The sequence below is a fragment of the Ruegeria sp. AG6 genome (genome assembly GCF_056541565.1).
In genome coordinates, this window is sequence record NZ_JBQFYQ010000001.1 from 1,188,943 (window position 1) to 1,207,612 (window position 18,670).

The window sequence follows — 18,670 nt, forward strand, 5'->3', positions numbered from 1 at the left end:
TTCAGGGAGGCTTAACATGCTGTCCTCAATACGAACATCTGTTCTGGCTCTTGGGCTTGCCGTTCTGGCGATACCGGCCCAGGCTTTTGATACATCCGCCCGCGCGGCTTACGTGATCGACCAAACCACCGGTACCGTGCTGCTGTCGAAAGAAGCCGACCAACCGTTGCCGCCTGCGTCGATGTCCAAGCTCATGACGCTTTATGTTGCGTTCGAAGCATTGCGGGACGGGCGCTTGACGCTGGACGAAACTCTGCCTGTTTCGGAACACGCGATGAGCTATGGCGGCTCGACGATGTTCCTGAATACGCAGGATCGCGTACGTGTCGAAGATCTGCTGCGCGGCATTATCGTTTTGTCGGGCAATGACGCCTGCGTCGTCATTGCCGAAGCGCTCAGCCCGGATGGCACCGAAACAGGGTTTGCGCGATACATGACCCAGCGGGCCAAGCAGATGGGCATGAACAATTCGAACTTCGCAAATTCAAACGGCTGGCCCGCCGCCGGGCATATGATGTCAGTTCATGATCTGGCCGTTCTTGCAGACCGGCTGATCACTGACTTTCCGGAATACTATCCCCTTTTCGCCGAAGAAGTTTTCGAATTCGATGGCCGCGCGCCCTCGAACGCCCGCAACCGCAACCCGTTGCTGCGGCTGGATATCGGCGCAGATGGCCTGAAAACCGGCCACACGCAAGAAGCGGGCTATGGCCTTGTCGGGTCCGCCAAACAAGGCGACAGGCGTGTGATCTTTGTGCTGACGGGTCTCGACAGCACCGGCCAACGGGCAGAGGAGGCTGAGGCCGTGGTTAACTGGTCGTTTCGAAATTTTGTCGAGAGGACAGTTGCCACCGCGGAAACGCCGATAGCCGAAGCCAAACTGTGGATGGGCGAGAAAAAGACCGTGGGGCTTGTTCCCGAAGGTGATCTGAATGTGCTGTTCCCGGTTCTGGGCACTCAGAATGTCGAGGCCGAAGTGGTCTATGAGGGCCCGATCAACGCGCCCGTCAAAAAAGGTCAGCAGCTGGCCGAACTGGTTATCAAGCCCGAAGGGCTGCCGGAAATCCGGCGCCCGCTGGTGGCAGCCGAAGATGTTGCGATTGGCGGGTTTGTGGTGCGCATGCTGACCGTCGGCGGTATCGTATTGAAAGACGTGATCAACAACCCGCTGGAGTCGATGTGACGAAAGCGGGGTTATTTCTGACCTTCGAAGGCATTGACGGTTCAGGCAAGTCAACACAGGCACGGATGCTGGCGGAACATCTGCGCGCGCAGGGTCACGAGGTGGTACTGACGCGCGAACCCGGCGGTTCCGCGGGGGCCGAGGAAATTCGCAGTTTGGTTTTGGAGGGCGACCCGGATCGCTGGTCGGCCGAGACCGAGATTCTGCTGTTCACAGCAGCCCGCCGCGACCATTTGGAGCGTACAATCGAGCCGGCTCTGGAGGCAGGGAAGGTTGTGATCTGCGACCGCTTTGCTGACAGCACACGTATGTATCAGGGCTTGTCCCGGGGTGACCTGCGAAATCTGGTGGATCAGTTGCACAGCCTGATGATCGGGCGCGAACCGGACATGACGCTGCTGATCGACATGGACCCCGAAACGGGCCTGGCACGCGCCAAGGGGCGACAAGGCACCGAAGAACGTTTCGAGGACTTTGGCCCGGATTTACAAAAGAAAATGCGTGCCGGTTTTCTGGCGCTGGCCGATGAGTTCCCCGACAGGTTTCACATCGTGGATGGCAACAGGGACATGGACAGCGTTGCGCAGGATGTGACAGAATTCGTCCAGGCAGCACTGCGGTAGACGATGAGCGACGATATCCCTTCTCCGGATCAGGTGCAGGGCGCACCACATCCGCGCGAAACCGTTCGGCTTTTTGGCCAGGACGCGGCTGAACAGGCATTCCTGACCGCCTACACCTCGGACCGTTTGCATCACGGTTGGCTGCTGACTGGGCCACGCGGTGTCGGCAAGGCGACCCTCGCCTGGCGAATTGCAAGGTTTCTGCTTTCCACTCCGCCGACCGAGGATGGCGGGTTGTTCGGCGCGCCGCCTCCGCCCGAGACGCTCGATATCGATCCCGATCACCCGGTGGCCCATCGCATTCAGGCCGGGGCGGAACCGGGTTTGGCGGCAATAACCCGGTCACTGAACGATCAGGGACGGCTGCGCGGTGAGATCGTCGTGGATGACATCCGCAAGCTTGGAAAGTTTTTTGGCCTGTCCTCTGCGGACGGCGGCCGCCGCGTCGTGATCGTGGATTCAGCAGACGAAATGAACGTCAGCGCCGCCAACGCGTTGCTGAAAATGCTGGAAGAGCCGCCTGCCCGCACCACCCTTTTGCTGGTATCGCATCAACCCTCGCGCCTGTTGCCAACCATCCGTTCACGCTGTCGCACGCTGCGCCTCGGCCCGCTGAACGCGCAAGACATGCAAGCCGCCCTGTCACAAACGGAAACCGAAATTCCCGCGCAGACAGAACACCTTGCCGCGCTTGCAGCGGGTTCAGTCGGAGACGCCGTGCGTTTGATCAATCTGGGTGGTCTGGACATCTATGCCGAACTGATCGCCATTCTGGGAACCCTGCCCCGCATGGACCGCCAGCGCGCGCTGGCCCTGGCCGAAGCGGCAGCACAGCGTGGTGCGGCGGACCGGTTCGAACTTTTGCTTACCCTGATCGACATCGCTCTGTCACGGCTGGCACTGACCGGGGCAACGGGCACGCCCCCGCTGCCTGAAGCCGCCCCCAACGAGGGTGAAACACTGGCGCGTCTGTCAGCATCGCCAAATCAAGCCCGTCGCTGGGCCGAGGTCGCCGCAACGATCACAGCCCGAGCGCGACATGGTCAGGCAGTCAACCTTGACCCTGCCGCTCTGGTCCTAGATACGGTGTTCAAGATACAGGAAACTGCCGGTCAGAACAGATGAGCGACACCCCCCAGATTACCGACAGCCATTGCCATCTGGACTTCCCGGATTTCGAAGGCCAGTTGGACGACATCATCGCGCGTGCTGCCCAGGCTGGCGTGACCCGGATGGTGACGATCTGCACCAAACTGCGCAACGAACCCGCCGTCCGTGCGATTGCCGAAGCCCACGCGCCGGTCTTCTATGCCGCCGGCACACATCCGATGAGCGCCGCGGACGAGCCATTGGCCTCGGTCGATGATCTGGTCGCCCTGACACGGCATCCCAAATTCGTCGGTATCGGTGAAACCGGCTTGGACTACCACTATACCGCCGACAGTGCCGAAGTGCAGAAACAGTCACTGCGCATCCATATCGAAGCGGCCCAGCGCACCGGGTTGCCCCTGATCATTCACGCCCGCGCAGCTGATGAAGATATGGCCCGCATTCTGGCTGAAGAATATCGCAACGCACCCTATTCCTGCGTCATGCACTGCTTCTCATCGTCTGCTCAATTGGCCAAGGCCGCGCTGGAGCTGGGGTTTTATCTGTCCATGTCCGGCATCGCAGCCTTTCCCAAAAGCCAGGAGTTGCGCGATATCTTCGCAAACGCCCCGGTGGACCGCATTCTGGTGGAAACTGACGCGCCCTATCTGGCCCCGCCGCCCTATCGCGGCAAACGAAACGAGCCGGCCTATACTGTGCACACGGCCCAAAAGGGGGCTGAAATCTTTGGCATGGACTATGCCGCCTTTGCTGACCAGACACAGGCGAACTTCGACCGGCTGTTTACCAAAGCGGCATCAGACAAGGCCGACGCATGACCGGCTTCCGATTTACAATTCTGGGCTGCGGGTCCTCTGGCGGCGTGCCGCGGCTGGGCGGTCAGTGGGGCGATTGTGACCCTGCGAACCCCAAGAACATCCGGCGCCGCTGTTCGATGCTGGTCGAACGCGACGGGCCAGATGGGACAACCTCGGTTCTGATCGACACAACGCCAGATATGCGCAGCCAGTTGCTGGATACAGGTACAGGGCGGTTGGACGGGGTCGTCTATACGCACTCTCACGCAGACCATGTGCATGGAATCGATGACTTGCGCATGATCGTGTTCAACATGAAAACCCGCGTTCCCGTTTGGGCGGATGGCGACACCCAGAACGCCTTGTTGGGGCGGTTTGGATACGCGTTCATTCAGCCGGAAGGCTCCCCTTATCCTCCAATACTCGAGCTCAAGTCTATCGACGGTCCATTTGAAATCGACGGCCCCGGCGGCCCGATTCCGTTGCGTCCTTTCAAAGTGAATCACGGTTCGATCGATTCCCTTGGATTCCGCATAGGGCAACTCGCCTATCTTCCGGATGTCGCCGAGATCTACGACGACGCCTGGCCCGAAATGAAAGGGCTGGACTGCCTTGTCATCGATGCCCTGCGCCGCTCGCCTCATCCAACGCATGCGCATCTGGAAAAGACGCTTGGGTGGATCGAAGAACTCCAACCGAAGCGCGCGGTTCTGACCAACATGCATATCGATCTCGATTATGCCACCGTCGATGCTGAAACCCCCGACCACATCACCCCCGCCTTCGACGGGATGGTGATCCATCAGTCGCAGTAGGCCGCTGCCCGTCGCCCGCATGATATCGCAGCAGGCCCGTCGCACGGGGGCCACATGCTGCAAAGCCTGATCGACGTCATTCTTCCGGTTTTCCTTGTAATCGGGGCCGGGTATACGGCAACACGCACGGGGTACTTCAAAGAAGCGCATGTCGATGGGCTGATGAAGTTCACCCAAGGCTTTGCGATTCCCTGCCTTTTGTTCCTCGCCATCGCGCATCTGGACCTCAGCGCCAGTTTCGACCCCCGGCTTTTGGCCAGTTTCTATTCCGCTGCCGCCCTGTGTTTCACAGCAGGTCTGTTCGGCGCACGCATCATTTTCGGGCGCGATTGGGAAGATTGCGTTGCCATCGGGTTTTGTTGCCTGTTCTCAAACTCTGTCCTGTTGGGTTTGCCGATAACCGAACGCGCATATGGGCCCGAGAACCTGACCGGCAACTACGCGATCATCGCCTTCCATTCTCCGTTTTGTTACGGCGTCGGGATCACGGTGATGGAGGTCGTGCGAAATCGCGGTCATGGTGGCATGCGCATGGCACGGTCTGTGTTGTCTGCAATGTTCAAGAACGCGCTGATCCTTGGTATCGCCCTTGGGTTTCTAGTCAACCTGTCCGGCCTGGCAATCCCTGCGGTGGTCGACGAAGCACTGGGGTTGATCACCCGTGCTGCCCTGCCCGGGGCGTTGTTTGCCTTGGGCGGTGTGCTGGTCAAATACAAGCCCGAGGGCGACCTGCGCACCATTGCGTATGTTTGCTGTATCTCTTTGATGCTGCATCCCAGCCTGGTGTGGGTGTTCGGCAAATCCACGGGCCTGCCGCAGGATCTGTTTCGGTCGGGGGTTTTGAATGCCGCCATGGCTCCGGGTTTCAACGCCTATATCTTCGCCAACATGTATGGTCGCGCAAAACGGGTCGCAGCGTCGGCGGTACTTATCGGAACGGCCTCGTCCATTCTGACCGTCTGGCTATGGCTGACACTTTTGGGCTAACTGAGGTGTTGACTTCAGGTTGATGTGAAACACCTATCGCGCAACGCTGCAGGAGATCCGCATGTCACATGCCATAATTGTCGCTCATGGCCAACCGTCAGACCCGGAACCGGCCGAAGCTGCACTTGCGGCATTCGCCGCCAAGGTCAACGCGCTTACCGGGCATATAGCAGTGGATTCGGCCACCCTGGCAGCGCCGGGTGCGTTGGAGTCGAAGCTTGACCGCGCGCCCGAAAACTCGGTCATCTATCCACTTTTCATGGCAAAAGGGTGGTTTGTCACCAGCGCTCTACCCAAACGGCTTGGGCACCATCCGGCACGGATTTTGGACCCGCTTGGAATTGACCCGGACCTGCCGGCCCTGACCGCAGAGGCCCTGCGATCGGAATTGTCCGACAAACACTGGGCTGCTCGGTCCACCGATCTGGTCATTGCCGCGCATGGTTCCGGGCGCAGCCGGAACCCGTCGACCGTGGCGTTGCAGTTTGCGAAACAGCTTGCGGGACTGGTGGCGTTCAAATCCGTTCGCGTCGGTTTCGTCGAAGAGCCACCTTCCATATCTGACGCTGCAAACGGTACCGAAGATCAGGCGCTGTGCCTTCCGTTCTTTGCTTGTGCCGGAGGGCATGTGCAGGAAGACGTCCCGCAAGAGCTGGATCGCGCGGGGTTTTCAGGCGTGGTCCTGCCGGTGGTGGGAGAGTTGCCTCCGATCCGGCAACAGATTGCGAAAAAGATAAATGCGGCATTCGATTCAGCCTGAAGCCCCGATACGTGCCCATCGTGTTTTCTGAACGAATTCAGGTTTGCGCCTTGCTCAACGCTGAATACATGCGATGGCAAGACCGGCCGTCGCGCTTGGCCTGATAAAGGGCCAAGTCTGCTGCGTGAAGAATGTCGGCGGCTTTGGAGCAGTCGAACTGCGTGGACAAGGCAGTGCCAATACTGGCCGAGATCGAACAACTCTGATTCTGAAACGTCATCGGTTCATTCAACCTTGATATCAGACGCCCAGCAATGCAGGCCAGAGTATCTTCCCGAGTCAGATCCTTGAAAACAATGACGAATTCATCCCCGCCGACCCGGGCCACAGTGTCGTTGTTTCGTGTCTCCTGTTGCATGATGCGGGCGGCCTGCTGCAAGACGAAATCACCCGCGGCATGGCCCAGCTTGTCATTTACAGATTTGAAAAAATCCAGATCCAGATGCATGAGCGCGAAGGTGGAATTTCCCGAAATCAAATGCTCGAGCAAGTGATCCATCGCCCTGCGGTTCTTCAGTCCGGTCAATGTGTCGGTAAAGGCCTGCTCTTCGGCTGCAAGCATCGCACCCTGCAGCCGAAGGTTGAGAGAGCGGGATGCCTCCATCGCGGCGGATTTGGCTTCGACCAGATACAATAGCTCAATCGCCAGATCCGTGCCCGAGAAATCAGCACTTGTCAGCGCATAGTCCCGCACCGCATCCAAAATCGAGATACCAAATGACAGATTGATGACCGCACCACCGGAATGCGGCAAAGGAGCGACCAAGCCTTTCAGGGTTGTGCGGGGTTCATCATGAAACCTCAGATGCAGCTTCGCCCCCGCCATTGACGTCAGGGCGGGAATGGTGGTGATCGTTCTGGGGCGGATCAGTTCAAACACATCCAGAAATCCCTGCCCCACCAGCGGCAGTTCAGGTCGCAACTTTTGCAGGGTCGGACCTGCCTGCCGAATATGCCCATTTTGGTCCACCAACAGGAACATCGGGCAAAGCGTTTCCAGTAGACCAGCCAGTTCTTGGGTGTCTGTCATCCGTTCCGAGCCCCCAGATCAAAATGCCGCCCCTCGGCAAAAGCGCTTTCAACCAACATGATGGAAATGACATCACTGCCTTGCTGCTGCCCCTCGTGTGACAGCATCACCAGCGCACCATAGTCATCCGCCATTGCTCGCAGGACCCCAACCATGACATTGGAATAACCGGGCAGGCCCGGAGAGCAACTCAGCTGAAATTCCGTGGCTGACAGCTCTCTCAATTCCAAGGCCGGCAGGGTCAAATCAGACACGGCCAGCCGCACGCGGTCCGCCAGATCGTCGAGCGAATGAAGAAATTCCACGTAGCTGACACCGCCGAACCTGAGAAGGCGGCGCAGCCCTTCCATATTCGGATGAGATACGAGGTACGTTCCCAGGTCCTCAAAGACTTCGGCTGGCGGTCGATCAAGGTCGGCGCTCAGCGCCTCCATTACCTTGGACGTCATGTCATCGTCATAGACGAGCATGGCCTCGAACTCGACAAACCCCAGCCGCGCGGCTTCGGTCACGCGCAACCAGCAGGATCGCCCGTAGGTCGCACAGACAAAGGACTGTATCGCCCGATTGATCAGACCATGCATCAGATGCCCCAGTTTGGTGTCCTGTGCACTGTGGCCGGAAAAACCTTAACAAATAGCCAAAATCCACCCTGAGTTGTAGCAAATTCAACCGAGTATCAGCTCGAGACCACCTGTCCGATCAGAAATCCGTGGGCGCGCCGCCTTCCGCTTTGCGGCGTTCGACAAAAGCGGCCAGTTCCTCGCGAATGCCTTCATCGATCGGGGGGGCGTCAAAGCTCGAGATAATCTCCTTGAACATGTGATGCGCGCGTTCTGCCGTCCAGATGCCGCCGGCGACCTCCCATCCTTCATAGTTTTTCCAATCACTCAGGAAGGGTTGATAGAAGGCCGTGGTATAGCGATCCTGCGTATGTTGAATGCCAAAGAAATGACCGTCATTGCCGACTGCCCGGATCGCATCCAGTGCAATCTCGTCCGGCCCTGTGGCGGTCAACTCGGGGTTCATATAGCGTTGAATTTGCTGTAGGATTTCGCAATCCATGATAAACTTTTCCGGGCTGGCGATCAGACCGCCCTCAAGCCAACCGGCTGCGTGGTAGACCATATTGGTGCCCGATTGCACGGCGGCCCAAAGCGAGTTCGAAGTCTCCCACACAGACTGCCCGTCCGGCACATTTGCCGCACAAACACCCGAAGACCGCATGGGCAAACCATAGAACCGCGCCATCTGGCCGGTCATCTGGGTCGAACGCATGTATTCCGGTGTTCCAAAGGCGGGCGCGCCGGATTTCATATCCACATTCGACGTGAATGTACCGATCACACAGGGAATACCGGGGCGCACGTATTGGAACAGCGCAATGGCGCACAGCGCCTCGGCCAAGGATTGCGCCACGGCGCCTGCCATGGTTACGGGGGCCATCGCACCCGCCAGCGTAAAGGGCGTGACAACAATCGCTTGACCGCGCCGCGCCAGGCGCAGACACCCGTCGATCATCGGGTGATCGTGTTTCAGCGGCGAGGTAGAGTTGATATTGGTATACATGCGCGGCGCGGCCTCGAACTCCTCATGGCTCAACCCTCCTGCGATGCGCACCATTTCCATGACATCTTCGACGCGTTCCTTGCCCAGTGAATAGGCGTGCATGGCCTTGTCGGTCAGGGTCAGCTTGTCGTACAGCACATCCAGATGGCGAACGCTGGCGTGGATATCGACCGGCTCGACCGGGTATCCGCCCGCGAAATGGATGCAGTTGAAGTATTGCGTCAGCTTCAGAAGGTTCCGACACATCTCGCGATTGCCCGGTACTTTTTTCCCGATCTCCATGTCCCAGTAATTCGGCGGGGAAGAGACGTTGCCGAACAGGATGTTCTTCCCGCCGATTTCGATCTTGCGATCCGGATTGCGAGGGGTGATCGAAAACCGGCTGGGAGCCTTGGCGATCATCTCCATGACAAAGTCCCGCCCCATGCGGACATTGTCGCCGTTGATGGTGCAACCGGCTTCGCGCAGGATGCCTATTGCCTCTTCGTTGTAAAACTCGATCCCGATCTCTTCGAGGATGCGCATCGCCCCTTCATGGATCGCTTCGATGCCGGCCTGATCCAAAGGTTCTGTGGGTCGATCGATGTTGACCGGCGGATCCCAGGGCATCTGGTCAATCGCTGCACTGCCCCTGCGCGCAGCCGCCCCTGCGCGCCCTCCTCCGCGGCGCTTGCGTGTTTTAGTCTCGGCCATCGGTGCCTCCTGTTCTTGCTTTCGTCAAGCAAGCCCCGAAGGGACGCCTATGGCCGCTCCGTATGCGACAGAATATGTCGGTTTTTCATTCCGTTTTGTCGAATCCCGGATTTGAAAATCAGATTTTGGCCAACCATTCGGGAATATGACCGATATCCGGCAAAATCACATCCGCCATCGGAGCCAAAGCATCGGCCTCGGCCAAACCGGTCAAAACACCGATCGTGGTCATCCCCGCCGCGCGCCCGGCCTGCAAGTCATGAAGACTGTCACCCACCATCGCGATACGAGATGGCTCGACCCCGATATGGGCGGCAAAGGCCAGCAACTGGCCCGGTCCCGGCTTGAACCCGTGACCACTGTCATACCCGGCGACGAAATCGAAATGCCCCCTTATCCCGACAGATTCGAGATGCTGCAAAGCGGGATGTTCGCTGTCATTCGTCGCAACGCCCAGCTTGATTCCGGCATCTTGCAGACCTTCCAGGAAAGGAACCAATGGCACGGCGGGCACCTGCGGGGCCGAGGCGGCCTCGGAGTTCATCAAATCGATGATCTCATGTAAGGTCGCGCCATCGACATGGGCAATCAAGACTTCTGCGATTTCCTCGACCGTGGCGGCGATTACAATGCTGTCTTCGGTATATCTCCCTTGCTCGAAATCATATCCGATGACACGGCCAAGCTCGGTGGCGCGATCTTCGTCCCCGTTGGACAGGCGCAACAGCATGGAGCGCCCGAACCCTCCCCACGTATTTGCAAAGTCAAACAGCGTGCCATCTTTGTCAAAGATGATCGCATCTATCGGCATCCGGTGCTCCTGCGGAAAATATGGTTATGTCCAGTGTATCTCAGCGCCGCCAGACAATACCGCCCTTGCCTGGGCGGGAAGATCATAGGCGAGTGAATTGGCGTCACAAAACGCCATGACCCACGAATCGTCAAGCACCAGAAAATCAAGAACCGACGCCAGAAACTCGGGATCGCTTGCCCGATCGCGGACATCCTCGATCGATGCGCCCGTAGAGCCCAGAAAAACAGGCAAAAGCTCGTCATTGCTGACCAGCCAGGCCAGGGCCGTCAGCGCAAGAGTTTGGGCGGAATCAGAGGATATCGGCATAAACTTGGGTCAGATCCGGTCTTGGAAAGGGTTTGTTAACCAGAGTCATAAACACTTTGTTCACGCATGCAATCAACGGTGAACAACTATGTCTGTGCAGGGAACCATCCTTGTCCTCGACGGGGTATCGACCAATCGCATCATGCTGAAGGTACAGCTGACGGCGGCCTGGTATCACGTGGTGCAGGGCGAAAAGCTTGAAGGGTTGCCCGCGCTCGTGCGGCGTACGCAACCGGATCTGGTTCTGACGGCTCAGACGTTGCCGGATGGAACGGCTGCGGATGTGAAGAAGGCGATTGTGAAGGAACCCGGCCTTGACGACGTTCCGGTCGTGGCGATTGCCGCGCAAAATGACCGGGACGCCAGGCTGCGGGCGTTAAAGGACGGGCTGGATGATGTTCTGACGCACCCGTTCAAAGACACCTTATTATTGGCGCGCATTCGCAGCCTTTTGCGTGCTCGTGCGGCCACTCAGGATTTGCAGGTCAGCAACGGATCGCAATCGATTGGCTTCGCAGAGCCGGTCCAACCCATAATCAGACCGTCCAAAGCGGCGCGGGTTGATATCCTGACCCACACGGCCCGAAACGGCACGCTTTGGCAAAAGGCTCTGGAAGATCAACGTCAATTTGATTTGAACTGGCATCCTCAGTCGAACCTGCGGGGTGTTTTGTCCGGCTCTGTTCCCGATGCGATCGTGGTTGAACTGGGCTCGAACCCGGCCGGCCTCAATATCCTTGCCGACCTCAGATCACGCGGCGTGACCCGGCACACGGTTTTGATCGGGGTGCTGAAAGACGAAGACGCCGGACAGGCTTCGGAAGCTCTGGACCGAGGGGCCGATGCTGTCTGTCTGGGCGGGTTCTGCGCGCAGGAGATCCTGCTGCGGCTTGAAAACCAGATTGCCCGCAAAGCGCGACTGGATCAGATGCGGGTCTCTCTCAAAAGAGGCATCGCGGAATCCTGGATCGACCCGTTGACCGGGCTGCACAATCGCCGCTACGCCATGCGCGCGCTGGATCAAATCGCGCGCCAATCCGCCAGAACGGGGCGCAGTTTTGCGATCATGCTGGCCGATCTGGATCACTTCAAGGCAATCAATGATGGCCATGGCCATGCAAGCGGCGATTATGTTTTGACGCAAGCGGCGGAACGTATGCAACATGCCTTGGGATCCCGTGGCTTTGTCGCCCGCATCGGGGGGGAAGAGTTCATGATCGGCGTGCCCGATGTATCGCCCAAACAGGCGTTGAACCTTGCCGAAACCGTTTGTGACAGCATCTGTCAGTCCCCGTTCCTGTTACCGGACCATGGGGCACAAGTTGATGTGACGGTCAGTATCGGGTTGAAGTTGTCTCAGGTCGGTTTCGCCCGGCAAGACTATGCGGCTGAAAGCGTGGAAAACCTGATCAAATCCGCGGATAAAGCGCTGTATGCTGCGAAGAAGGCAGGGCGCAATCAGGTGAGCATCAGGCAAAGTGCGGCCTGATCTGTTCAGTCTCTTTTCTTGTGCCCATGCGGCCCGCGTTTGACGACTTCCTGCAATCGGTCTGCATAAGCCTGCCGTTCATCATTGCTCATGGCGGTCACACGTGCCAGCCATTGCGTTTGCAAGGCCTGCTGCAAATCGGCGGTGGCCTGTGCTTGTTGTTGCAACAGAACCTGAACGGCGACCGGGTCGAAGGGCGTTGCGCGCAAAGCCTGACTGAGCGCTTCAAAATCCTGAGTACGACCCTTTGATCCTTTTTTGTGCAGGCCCGTCAGCTCGCCCCGCATCGCCTTTCGATCATCCTTAGGCAGGGCCCGGTACAACGCGGGGCCGAAGCCGGGCGGTGATTTGGCATGATCCCCACCTTTGAGGCGCAATACGGTGCCCACAGCGACACCGACAACCAGCAGGTTCAGCGCCAGTGACAAGGCCAAGACGACAGGCACCCACTTGCGTTTGGGCTTGGGATCAGCGTTCATTCCGTGCTCTCCAAAAAACTCGAGTCAAATCCAAGGTCGGCCACGAGGAAGGGTGTCTCCTCTGACGTCAACAGGCTGGCCGGGTCCGGCAGAAAGGCCGGTGCGGAAAACCCGATCCAGACCCCGGCAGCGCTTGCGGCGACAAGCCCGCCAAGGCCCTGCCATCCTCCTACATTGCTTATCAACCTGTTCCATATCGAAGGCATCGGCTGCGGTGCAGGCGCAAGACGACCGAGGCGAACAGTTTCAGCATCCGTCTGGATGCGCACGGCAAGATCGTCCGGCAGTGCCGGTCGCTGCCGCTGTGCCTGTGCAAACAAATGATCAAGTTCCAGGTCTTCATCCGCCATTGTCATACCCCAGTTCTTCGCGTCGTCCGGCCAAGATCGCGGTCAGGCTGCGCTTGCCTCTTGCGGTCAGGCTTTCAACTGCTTCTACCGAAATGCCCATTATCCCGGCAATCTCGGGGTTGGGCAGCTCTTCAATATGGCGCAGCACGACCGCTTGTCGCTGCCGCTCGGGCAGCTCGGCCAAAGCCGACTGCAAGGCATCCTTGCGCGCCTCGTCCTGCATGCGGTCAACAACGCTGGCCTTGCCATCTTCGGGTTCGGGAACGTCCGACAACCTGTCGGGTGTCTTCTTGCGCCTGATGTCCACGCACAGGTTCAGCGTCACCCGATACAGCCAGGTCGATACCTTGGCCTGACCCGAAACCCAATTCGGCGCCATCTGCCACAACCGCATCATCGCATCCTGCGTCACGTCTTCCGCCTCGGCCCGATTGCCCAACATGCGCAAAGCAACCGAGTAACAGCGTGGCCCCAAACGATCGGTCAGGATCCGTGCCGCCCCCGCCTCACCATCAGCGAATTGCCTCAGCAACGCATCGTCGCTGAGTGTGTTCGCGGCGCAATCCGCGCCGCGAACATCTTGTGGGTGGGAGGTCAGATCCTCCATCCTGCATCAGTTATCGCTTGTATCCGATTTTTGATGCTTTTTCTTATGGTGCCGTCCCATCCGATCTTTGGCATCGGCAAATTCCTGTTCCGAGATTCCGCCACTGTTGTCCGCATCCATCCGATCAAACATCTTGTCAGCCCGGCGCGGTTTCGGCAACTCATCCTGGCTGAGGAAGCCATCTTTGTTCGCGTCGTTGTTTTCGAACATCCTGGCAACCCGATCACTGGCTTTCTTCTGGGCGGCAGCCTGCATTTCTTCCTGGCTCAGCTTTCCATCCCCATTGGTGTCCGCCTCGGTGAAACGAGCGGTGCGGTGCGCCTCCATCTCTTGTTGCGTCACCTGACCATCCCCATCGGCGTCCAATTCCTGAAAGGACACCGGCTCGCGGCCACCCGAGCCAGCGGCCAAAACAGAAGTACCGGTAATCGCAACCGCCGACATGACAATGGCCGAGATGAATGTAACGTTTTTCATTTCCGTTTCCTTTTGTTGACGCGGCCCGAGTGCCGCCGCTCATACCCATTCAAACGGGCCGCGCCAGGAATTCCGTCGCTGAATTCGATATTATTTTGAAAGGTTCGGGACCGCCCCAAGACGAGGTGCCGGGCAGACGTTGCAAAGCGACGCACCCCCCTTTTAAATTTCCACGATCAGGCCCATTATCCGCAAAAGATTACTGCGCGAGTTACATTATGACGGATCAGACGATCGAGACGACCTCTGAAGATGAGCGTGAGACATGGCCAGCCCTGGTCAAGGGGTTTCGCTGCAAATGCCCCAACTGCGGGGAAGGCAAGCTGTTGCACAGCTATCTCAAGGTCAATGACTCCTGCTCGAACTGCGGGCAGGAGTTGTTTCACCATCGCGCAGATGATGGGCCCGCCTACCTGACAATCCTGCTGGTCGGCCACCTGCTGGCGCCTGCTCTGCACGTGTCGTACGTGCATTGGCGGCCCGATCCGTGGACGATGGCCATCGGCTTTTCCGTCGCCTGCGTCGCCCTGTCCCTGTACCTGTTGCCACGCCTGAAAGGTGCAGTGGTGGCGTATCAGTGGGCACGCCGCATGCATGGCTTTGGAAAAACCGCGTGACCCGACCCAGTTGACCAGTTTGGACATGACACCCGACAAAACCGCCATCCGGGACGCAGCGACGGTTATCGTGCTGCGGGACAGATGGACAAACCCCTCGATCCTTATGGGGCAGCGCGGGTCCAAAGCGGCCTTCATGCCGAACAAGTTCGTCTTTCCCGGTGGCGCGGTTGATCCGGCTGACGCGGATGTTCCATTGGCAACGGATTTGCCGGATCTGTGCTTTGAACGTTTGGGCGAACAGGCCGAGCCGGGGATTCAACACGCCCTCGCCGCGGCCGCCATACGCGAGCTTTGGGAAGAAACCGGTTTTGTTCTCGGCCAGCCGGGCACATGGCCCGGTCAGGTACCTGGCGATTGGCAGAGCTTTGCCGCGTTGGGTTACCTGCCAACTGCGGCTGCGCTTCAGTTCGTCTTTCGCGCGGTAACTCCACCGGGCCGTCCCCGCCGGTTCGATGCGCGGTTCTTTCTGGTCGACGCCGACGCTCTGCAAGGTGATGTGGATGATTTCAGTCACGCCTCGGATGAGCTGTCGCACCTGCAATGGGTGCCACTGGATCGGGCACGGGATCTGGATCTGCCGTTTATCACCGAGGTCGTTCTGGCGGAAATAGCGGCCCGGGTTACGTCCCCCGAGCCGCCATCGTCAGTTCCATTCTACAAAAACAACGAAGAGGCCAACCTGTTCCTGCGTCTCAGGGGCTATCCGATGCCAACCCACGACTGACGGATCGGTTTCACCGCATCCGGCTGACCACCACCGTCACTTCGGGCTTTTTGCCAATTTCCGCTTTGGCTGTCTGACGCACGATGCGGCGCATTTCATCTTCCAGCTTGTCGTCATCGCGCAGGGTCTTGGCAGCGGCCCGCATCAGGAACTGGTTCAGATCCTCTTCCAGCACTTCGACCAACGCGGCACGGGACGTGCCGGTTTCGGGCAGCCCCATGGTATCGCACCACGGCTCGCCCAGCGGTTCGTCTTCTTCGTCCAGAACCACCGTCACTGTAACATGGCCGTTCAAAGCCATGCGGATACGGTCCCGCACCACGCCGTCAAGGGCACCAATCTTCACGGTGCCGTCCAGATATGTGCGACCGGTTTCAACATAATCAACGACCACAGGCGCATTGCCGCTGAGATCCAGCATGGTGCCGTTCACCGCCAGCACTCCGGTTCTGCCGCCCTGCTCTGCCAGTTTGACATGCTCGCGCAGGTGCCGGTGTTCGCCGTGCATCGGGATCACGAATTGCGGATCAGTCAGTGCGTGCACTTTCTCGAGGTCCGGCCGGTTCGCATGGCCCGAGACATGATAAAGGCCCGAACTGTCATCAACGACATCCACGCCCTTTTCGCTGAGCTGGTTCATGATGAAGATCACGCCCCGCTCGTTCCCGGGAATGGTTTTCGAGGAAAACAGGAACAGATCGCCCTCGGCCAGTTCCAGACCACGGTACTTGCCACGGGCCAGTTGGGCGCTTGCGGCCCGTCGTTCCCCCTGGCTGCCGGTCACGATCAGCATCAGGTTCTGGCGCGGAAGGTCCAGAGCCTCTTCGGCGCTGATCACCTTTGGAAAATCCGCAAGAATACCGGTTTCGGTCGCGGCTTCGATCATCCGACGCATCGCGCGCCCCAGCAGAACGACGGAACGCCCGGCCCGCGCACCTGCTTCGGCCAGCGTTTTGACCCGCGCGACGTTTGACGCAAAGGTGGTCGCCACGACCATACCTTCCGCGCTTTCGACCAGCTTGACAATCTCGGGGCCAACTTCGGATTCTGAACGCCCCGGATGGGTCGAAAACACATTCGTACTGTCACAGACCAGCGCCTTGATGCCGGGCTTGGCAACCTCGGCCCACAGGTCAGGGTCAAAGGCCTCTCCAACGACGGGTGCAGCATCCAGCTTGAAGTCGCCCGAATGCACGACACGCCCTGCGGGTGTGTCGATGACCAGTGCGGCACTTTCGGGAATCGAGTGCGAAACAGGAAGGAAGCCAACCGTGAACGGCCCGACGGACACCTGTTCAGGCCAGGCGGAAACAGTCGTGACCGCCTCGGTCGGGTGCGCGTGTTCTTCCATCTTGCGGCGCGCGATATTGGCCGTGAAGGCGCGCGCATAGACCGGCGCGCCCAAAGCTTCATAACAATGGGCCACGGCACCGACGTGGTCTTCATGGGCGTGCGTGATGAAAACACCATCCAGCCGGTCGGCACGCTCTTTCAGCCAAAAGATATCGGCATGGATAAGGTCAACGCCCGGCGTTGTGTCCATATCAGGAAAAGTGACGCCCAGATCCACAAGGATCAGGCGTTCCTTTCCCGGTTCACCGTAGCCGTACACATAGGCGTTCATGCCAATTTCGCCCGCGCCACCCAGCGGCAGGTAGATCAATCTTTCACTGCTCATACGGAGCCATTATCCTTGTTGTAGCGATGGATCACGGTCAGGCCGTGCATCGTCAGATCATCTTCGATTGCGTCGAACCCCACGTCGGCCTGATCGAACAAGGGGGCCAGCCCTCCGGTTCCAACGACTTTCATCGGCATTCCATACTCGGCCTTGATCCGGGCGATCAGCCCCTCGATCAAACCGGAATATCCCCAATACACGCCCGATTGAATACAACCAACCGTATTTGTACCGATCACCTTCTCGGGACGCGTGATGTCGATATGCGGCAGTGCGGCTGCGCCCTGATGCAAAGCCTCAAGGCTGAGGTTCACACCCGGAGCGATAACGCCCCCCACATAGGCACCGTCCGCGGCGACAACGTCGAAATTTGTTGCGGTACCAAAGTCCACGACAACCACATTGCCACCATGGCGGTCAAAAGCGCCCACTGCATTGGCCAGTCGATCCGGGCCGGGCACCGTTCCTTCATCCACACGCGGCGGGACAGGCAACAGGCAATCGGGCTTGCCCACAACCAATGGTCTGCAACCAAAAAAGCGATCGGCAAAGATGCGCAGGTTGAACACGACACGTGGCACGGTCGAGGCAATGATGACATCCGAGATATTCGCCTCGATCCCATAATGTTTCACCAGCGTCGAATACCAGGTGAAATACGCGTCTGCCGTGCGCGCATGGTGGGTCGAGGTGCGCAGGGTGCACAGAAATTCCTCACCGTCCCAGATCGAGAAGACGGTATTGGTATTGCCGCAATCGATGGCCAGAAGCATCCGCGCCCCTCTCAGAAATAGACATCCGCCGCAGGAATGCTCACGCGGCCTTTGGCGGTGTTTAAGACAAGGTTACCACTTGCGTCCACCGTTTCGAAGGTTCCAACCGTTTCCGACGTACCGGTCCGCGCGGTGATGACCTCGCCCAACCGGGCCGCGCGGGACAGCCAGGCAGTGCGGATCGGTTCGAACCCATAGGTGACGAATTGGGTTTCATACCCGGCATAGGCCGCGGCCAGTTCGGTCAGAAAATCCTCGGGCGAGACATGTGCCCCGGTTTCCGAAAGAAGTGAGACGGGACGAACCGCGCCGGGCTCTACCGCGTCCGCATCCGGGGCATTGGCCAGATTCACTCCGATGCCGATGGACAGATGCGCCACGCCATGCCCCTGCCCCGTGCTTTCCAGCAGGATACCGGCAAGCTTGCCGCCGTTCAGCAGCACGTCATTGGGCCATTTCAGCGACAGTCCGGCAGCCCGCCCGGACACGGCGACACACGCGTCAAAAAGGGCCAGCGCCGCCACGAAACTGCGCAAAGCCGCCTGTTCCGGCGCGCCCTGAGGACGCATCAGCAAGGTCGCCGCCAGGTTGCCCATCGGGTTGGCCCAGCTTCGTCCGCGCCGCCCGCGCGCCGCCGTCTGGTGATGCGCCATGATCCAGACGGGACCACGCGCATTCGGAGCAATCCGCGCCGCTTCATTCAGCGTGCTGTCGACTTCCTGCACCTCGTGCAGGCCATAGCCTTGGGGCCATTTTGTCATATCAAAAAGGCCCGGTCGCGCG

General features: G+C 59.0%; 22 protein-coding genes. 10 read left to right on the forward strand and 12 right to left on the reverse strand.

The features are described 5' to 3' along the window. Positions 1 to 16: 16 nt before the first annotated feature. From ACR0I0_RS05950 to ACR0I0_RS05980, 7 genes are all read left to right on the forward strand, one after another. Positions 17 to 1,183: a D-alanyl-D-alanine carboxypeptidase family protein gene (locus ACR0I0_RS05950; RefSeq protein WP_480490554.1), complete on the forward strand. Its 1,167-nt coding sequence runs from the start codon at positions 17 to 19 to the stop codon at positions 1,181 to 1,183. Then, a complete protein-coding gene (gene tmk, locus ACR0I0_RS05955) occupies positions 1,180 to 1,806 on the forward strand; it encodes a dTMP kinase (protein ID WP_480490555.1) in 627 nt (208 codons plus the stop codon). The genes ACR0I0_RS05950 and tmk overlap by 4 nt, the downstream gene beginning before the upstream one ends. A gap of 3 nt (positions 1,807 to 1,809) precedes the next feature. Beyond that, on the forward strand, positions 1,810 to 2,931 hold the full coding sequence (locus ACR0I0_RS05960; protein ID WP_480490556.1) for a DNA polymerase III subunit delta': 1,122 nt from the start codon (positions 1,810 to 1,812) through the stop codon (positions 2,929 to 2,931). After that, on the forward strand, positions 2,928 to 3,734 hold the full coding sequence (locus ACR0I0_RS05965) for a TatD family hydrolase (protein ID WP_480490558.1): 807 nt from the start codon (positions 2,928 to 2,930) through the stop codon (positions 3,732 to 3,734). Before ACR0I0_RS05960 ends, ACR0I0_RS05965 begins: the two co-directional genes overlap by 4 nt. Then, the gene (locus tag ACR0I0_RS05970) at positions 3,731 to 4,528 is read left to right on the forward strand and encodes an MBL fold metallo-hydrolase (protein WP_171631213.1); all 798 of its coding nucleotides are present in this window, start codon (positions 3,731 to 3,733) and stop codon (positions 4,526 to 4,528) included. Before ACR0I0_RS05965 ends, ACR0I0_RS05970 begins: the two co-directional genes overlap by 4 nt. Positions 4,529 to 4,582: 54 nt before the next feature. Continuing rightward, entirely contained in the window at positions 4,583 to 5,515 is a 933-nt protein-coding gene (locus tag ACR0I0_RS05975; protein WP_171227973.1) for an AEC family transporter, read from the forward strand. 61 nt (positions 5,516 to 5,576) lie between these two features. Further along, a complete protein-coding gene (locus ACR0I0_RS05980) occupies positions 5,577 to 6,275 on the forward strand; it encodes a CbiX/SirB N-terminal domain-containing protein (RefSeq protein WP_171631209.1) in 699 nt (232 codons plus the stop codon). Positions 6,276 to 6,312: 37 nt separating this feature from the next. Here ACR0I0_RS05980 and ACR0I0_RS05985 read toward each other — a convergent pair whose 3' ends face one another. The 5 genes from ACR0I0_RS05985 to ACR0I0_RS06005 form a co-directional block, all read right to left on the reverse strand. Then, positions 6,313 to 7,305, reverse strand: a complete 993-nt coding sequence (locus ACR0I0_RS05985) for a diguanylate cyclase domain-containing protein (protein ID WP_480490560.1) — start codon at positions 7,303 to 7,305, stop codon at positions 6,313 to 6,315. Next, positions 7,302 to 7,889: a heme NO-binding domain-containing protein gene (locus ACR0I0_RS05990; protein ID WP_171631195.1), complete on the reverse strand. Its 588-nt coding sequence runs from the start codon at positions 7,887 to 7,889 to the stop codon at positions 7,302 to 7,304. Before ACR0I0_RS05990 ends, ACR0I0_RS05985 begins: the two co-directional genes overlap by 4 nt. A 118-nt stretch (positions 7,890 to 8,007) precedes the next feature. Then, positions 8,008 to 9,567, reverse strand: a complete 1,560-nt coding sequence (locus ACR0I0_RS05995) for a trimethylamine methyltransferase family protein (protein ID WP_171722968.1) — start codon at positions 9,565 to 9,567, stop codon at positions 8,008 to 8,010. 118 nt (positions 9,568 to 9,685) lie between these two features. Continuing rightward, positions 9,686 to 10,378 (reverse strand): HAD family hydrolase, encoded by a 693-nt coding sequence (locus ACR0I0_RS06000; RefSeq protein WP_210092574.1) that lies wholly within the window; start codon positions 10,376 to 10,378, stop codon positions 9,686 to 9,688. A 24-nt stretch (positions 10,379 to 10,402) separates the two neighbouring features. Beyond that, positions 10,403 to 10,687: a DUF3572 domain-containing protein gene (locus tag ACR0I0_RS06005; RefSeq protein WP_171631188.1), complete on the reverse strand. Its 285-nt coding sequence runs from the start codon at positions 10,685 to 10,687 to the stop codon at positions 10,403 to 10,405. Positions 10,688 to 10,775: 88 nt separating this feature from the next. Between ACR0I0_RS06005 and ACR0I0_RS06010 the strand changes: the two genes are divergently transcribed. Beyond that, positions 10,776 to 12,176, forward strand: coding sequence for a diguanylate cyclase (locus tag ACR0I0_RS06010; protein ID WP_480490562.1), 1,401 nt, complete (start codon positions 10,776 to 10,778; stop codon positions 12,174 to 12,176). A 5-nt stretch (positions 12,177 to 12,181) separates the two neighbouring features. On the opposite strand, the gene ACR0I0_RS06015 is transcribed toward ACR0I0_RS06010, so the two are convergent. The 4 genes from ACR0I0_RS06015 to ACR0I0_RS06030 are packed head-to-tail and all read right to left on the reverse strand — an operon-like array spanning position 12,182 to position 14,089. Continuing rightward, positions 12,182 to 12,655 carry a periplasmic heavy metal sensor gene (locus tag ACR0I0_RS06015; protein ID WP_480488042.1) on the reverse strand — a complete coding sequence of 158 codons (474 nt, stop codon included), beginning with the start codon at positions 12,653 to 12,655 and terminating at the stop codon, positions 12,182 to 12,184. Beyond that, a complete protein-coding gene (locus tag ACR0I0_RS06020) occupies positions 12,652 to 13,005 on the reverse strand; it encodes a hypothetical protein (RefSeq protein WP_480490564.1) in 354 nt (117 codons plus the stop codon). The genes ACR0I0_RS06015 and ACR0I0_RS06020 overlap by 4 nt, the downstream gene beginning before the upstream one ends. After that, positions 12,995 to 13,612 (reverse strand): RNA polymerase sigma factor, encoded by a 618-nt coding sequence (locus ACR0I0_RS06025; RefSeq protein WP_152458569.1) that lies wholly within the window; start codon positions 13,610 to 13,612, stop codon positions 12,995 to 12,997. The genes ACR0I0_RS06020 and ACR0I0_RS06025 overlap by 11 nt, the downstream gene beginning before the upstream one ends. Before the next feature lie 6 nt (positions 13,613 to 13,618). Further along, positions 13,619 to 14,089, reverse strand: a complete 471-nt coding sequence (locus ACR0I0_RS06030) for an EF-hand domain-containing protein (protein ID WP_171631177.1) — start codon at positions 14,087 to 14,089, stop codon at positions 13,619 to 13,621. Between the two features lie 218 nt (positions 14,090 to 14,307). On the opposite strand from ACR0I0_RS06030, the gene ACR0I0_RS06035 reads away from it, so the two are divergent. Both ACR0I0_RS06035 and ACR0I0_RS06040 read left to right on the forward strand, forming a co-directional pair. After that, positions 14,308 to 14,706: a DUF983 domain-containing protein gene (locus ACR0I0_RS06035; RefSeq protein ID WP_171115058.1), complete on the forward strand. Its 399-nt coding sequence runs from the start codon at positions 14,308 to 14,310 to the stop codon at positions 14,704 to 14,706. A 25-nt stretch (positions 14,707 to 14,731) separates the two neighbouring features. After that, entirely contained in the window at positions 14,732 to 15,433 is a 702-nt protein-coding gene (locus ACR0I0_RS06040) for an NUDIX hydrolase (protein WP_480490768.1), read from the forward strand. Between the two features lie 10 nt (positions 15,434 to 15,443). Here ACR0I0_RS06040 and ACR0I0_RS06045 read toward each other — a convergent pair whose 3' ends face one another. From ACR0I0_RS06045 to ACR0I0_RS06055, 3 genes are read right to left on the reverse strand one after another with little or no spacing between them, the layout of a single operon-like run. Then, the gene (locus ACR0I0_RS06045; protein WP_480490566.1) at positions 15,444 to 17,111 is read right to left on the reverse strand and encodes a ribonuclease J; all 1,668 of its coding nucleotides are present in this window, start codon (positions 17,109 to 17,111) and stop codon (positions 15,444 to 15,446) included. Then, positions 17,108 to 17,887 carry a type III pantothenate kinase gene (locus ACR0I0_RS06050; RefSeq protein WP_171631173.1) on the reverse strand — a complete coding sequence of 260 codons (780 nt, stop codon included), beginning with the start codon at positions 17,885 to 17,887 and terminating at the stop codon, positions 17,108 to 17,110. Before ACR0I0_RS06050 ends, ACR0I0_RS06045 begins: the two co-directional genes overlap by 4 nt. Positions 17,888 to 17,898: 11 nt before the next feature. Further along, on the reverse strand, positions 17,899 to 18,648 hold the full coding sequence (locus tag ACR0I0_RS06055; RefSeq protein WP_480490568.1) for a biotin--[acetyl-CoA-carboxylase] ligase: 750 nt from the start codon (positions 18,646 to 18,648) through the stop codon (positions 17,899 to 17,901). Between the last annotated feature and the right edge of the window lie 22 nt (positions 18,649 to 18,670).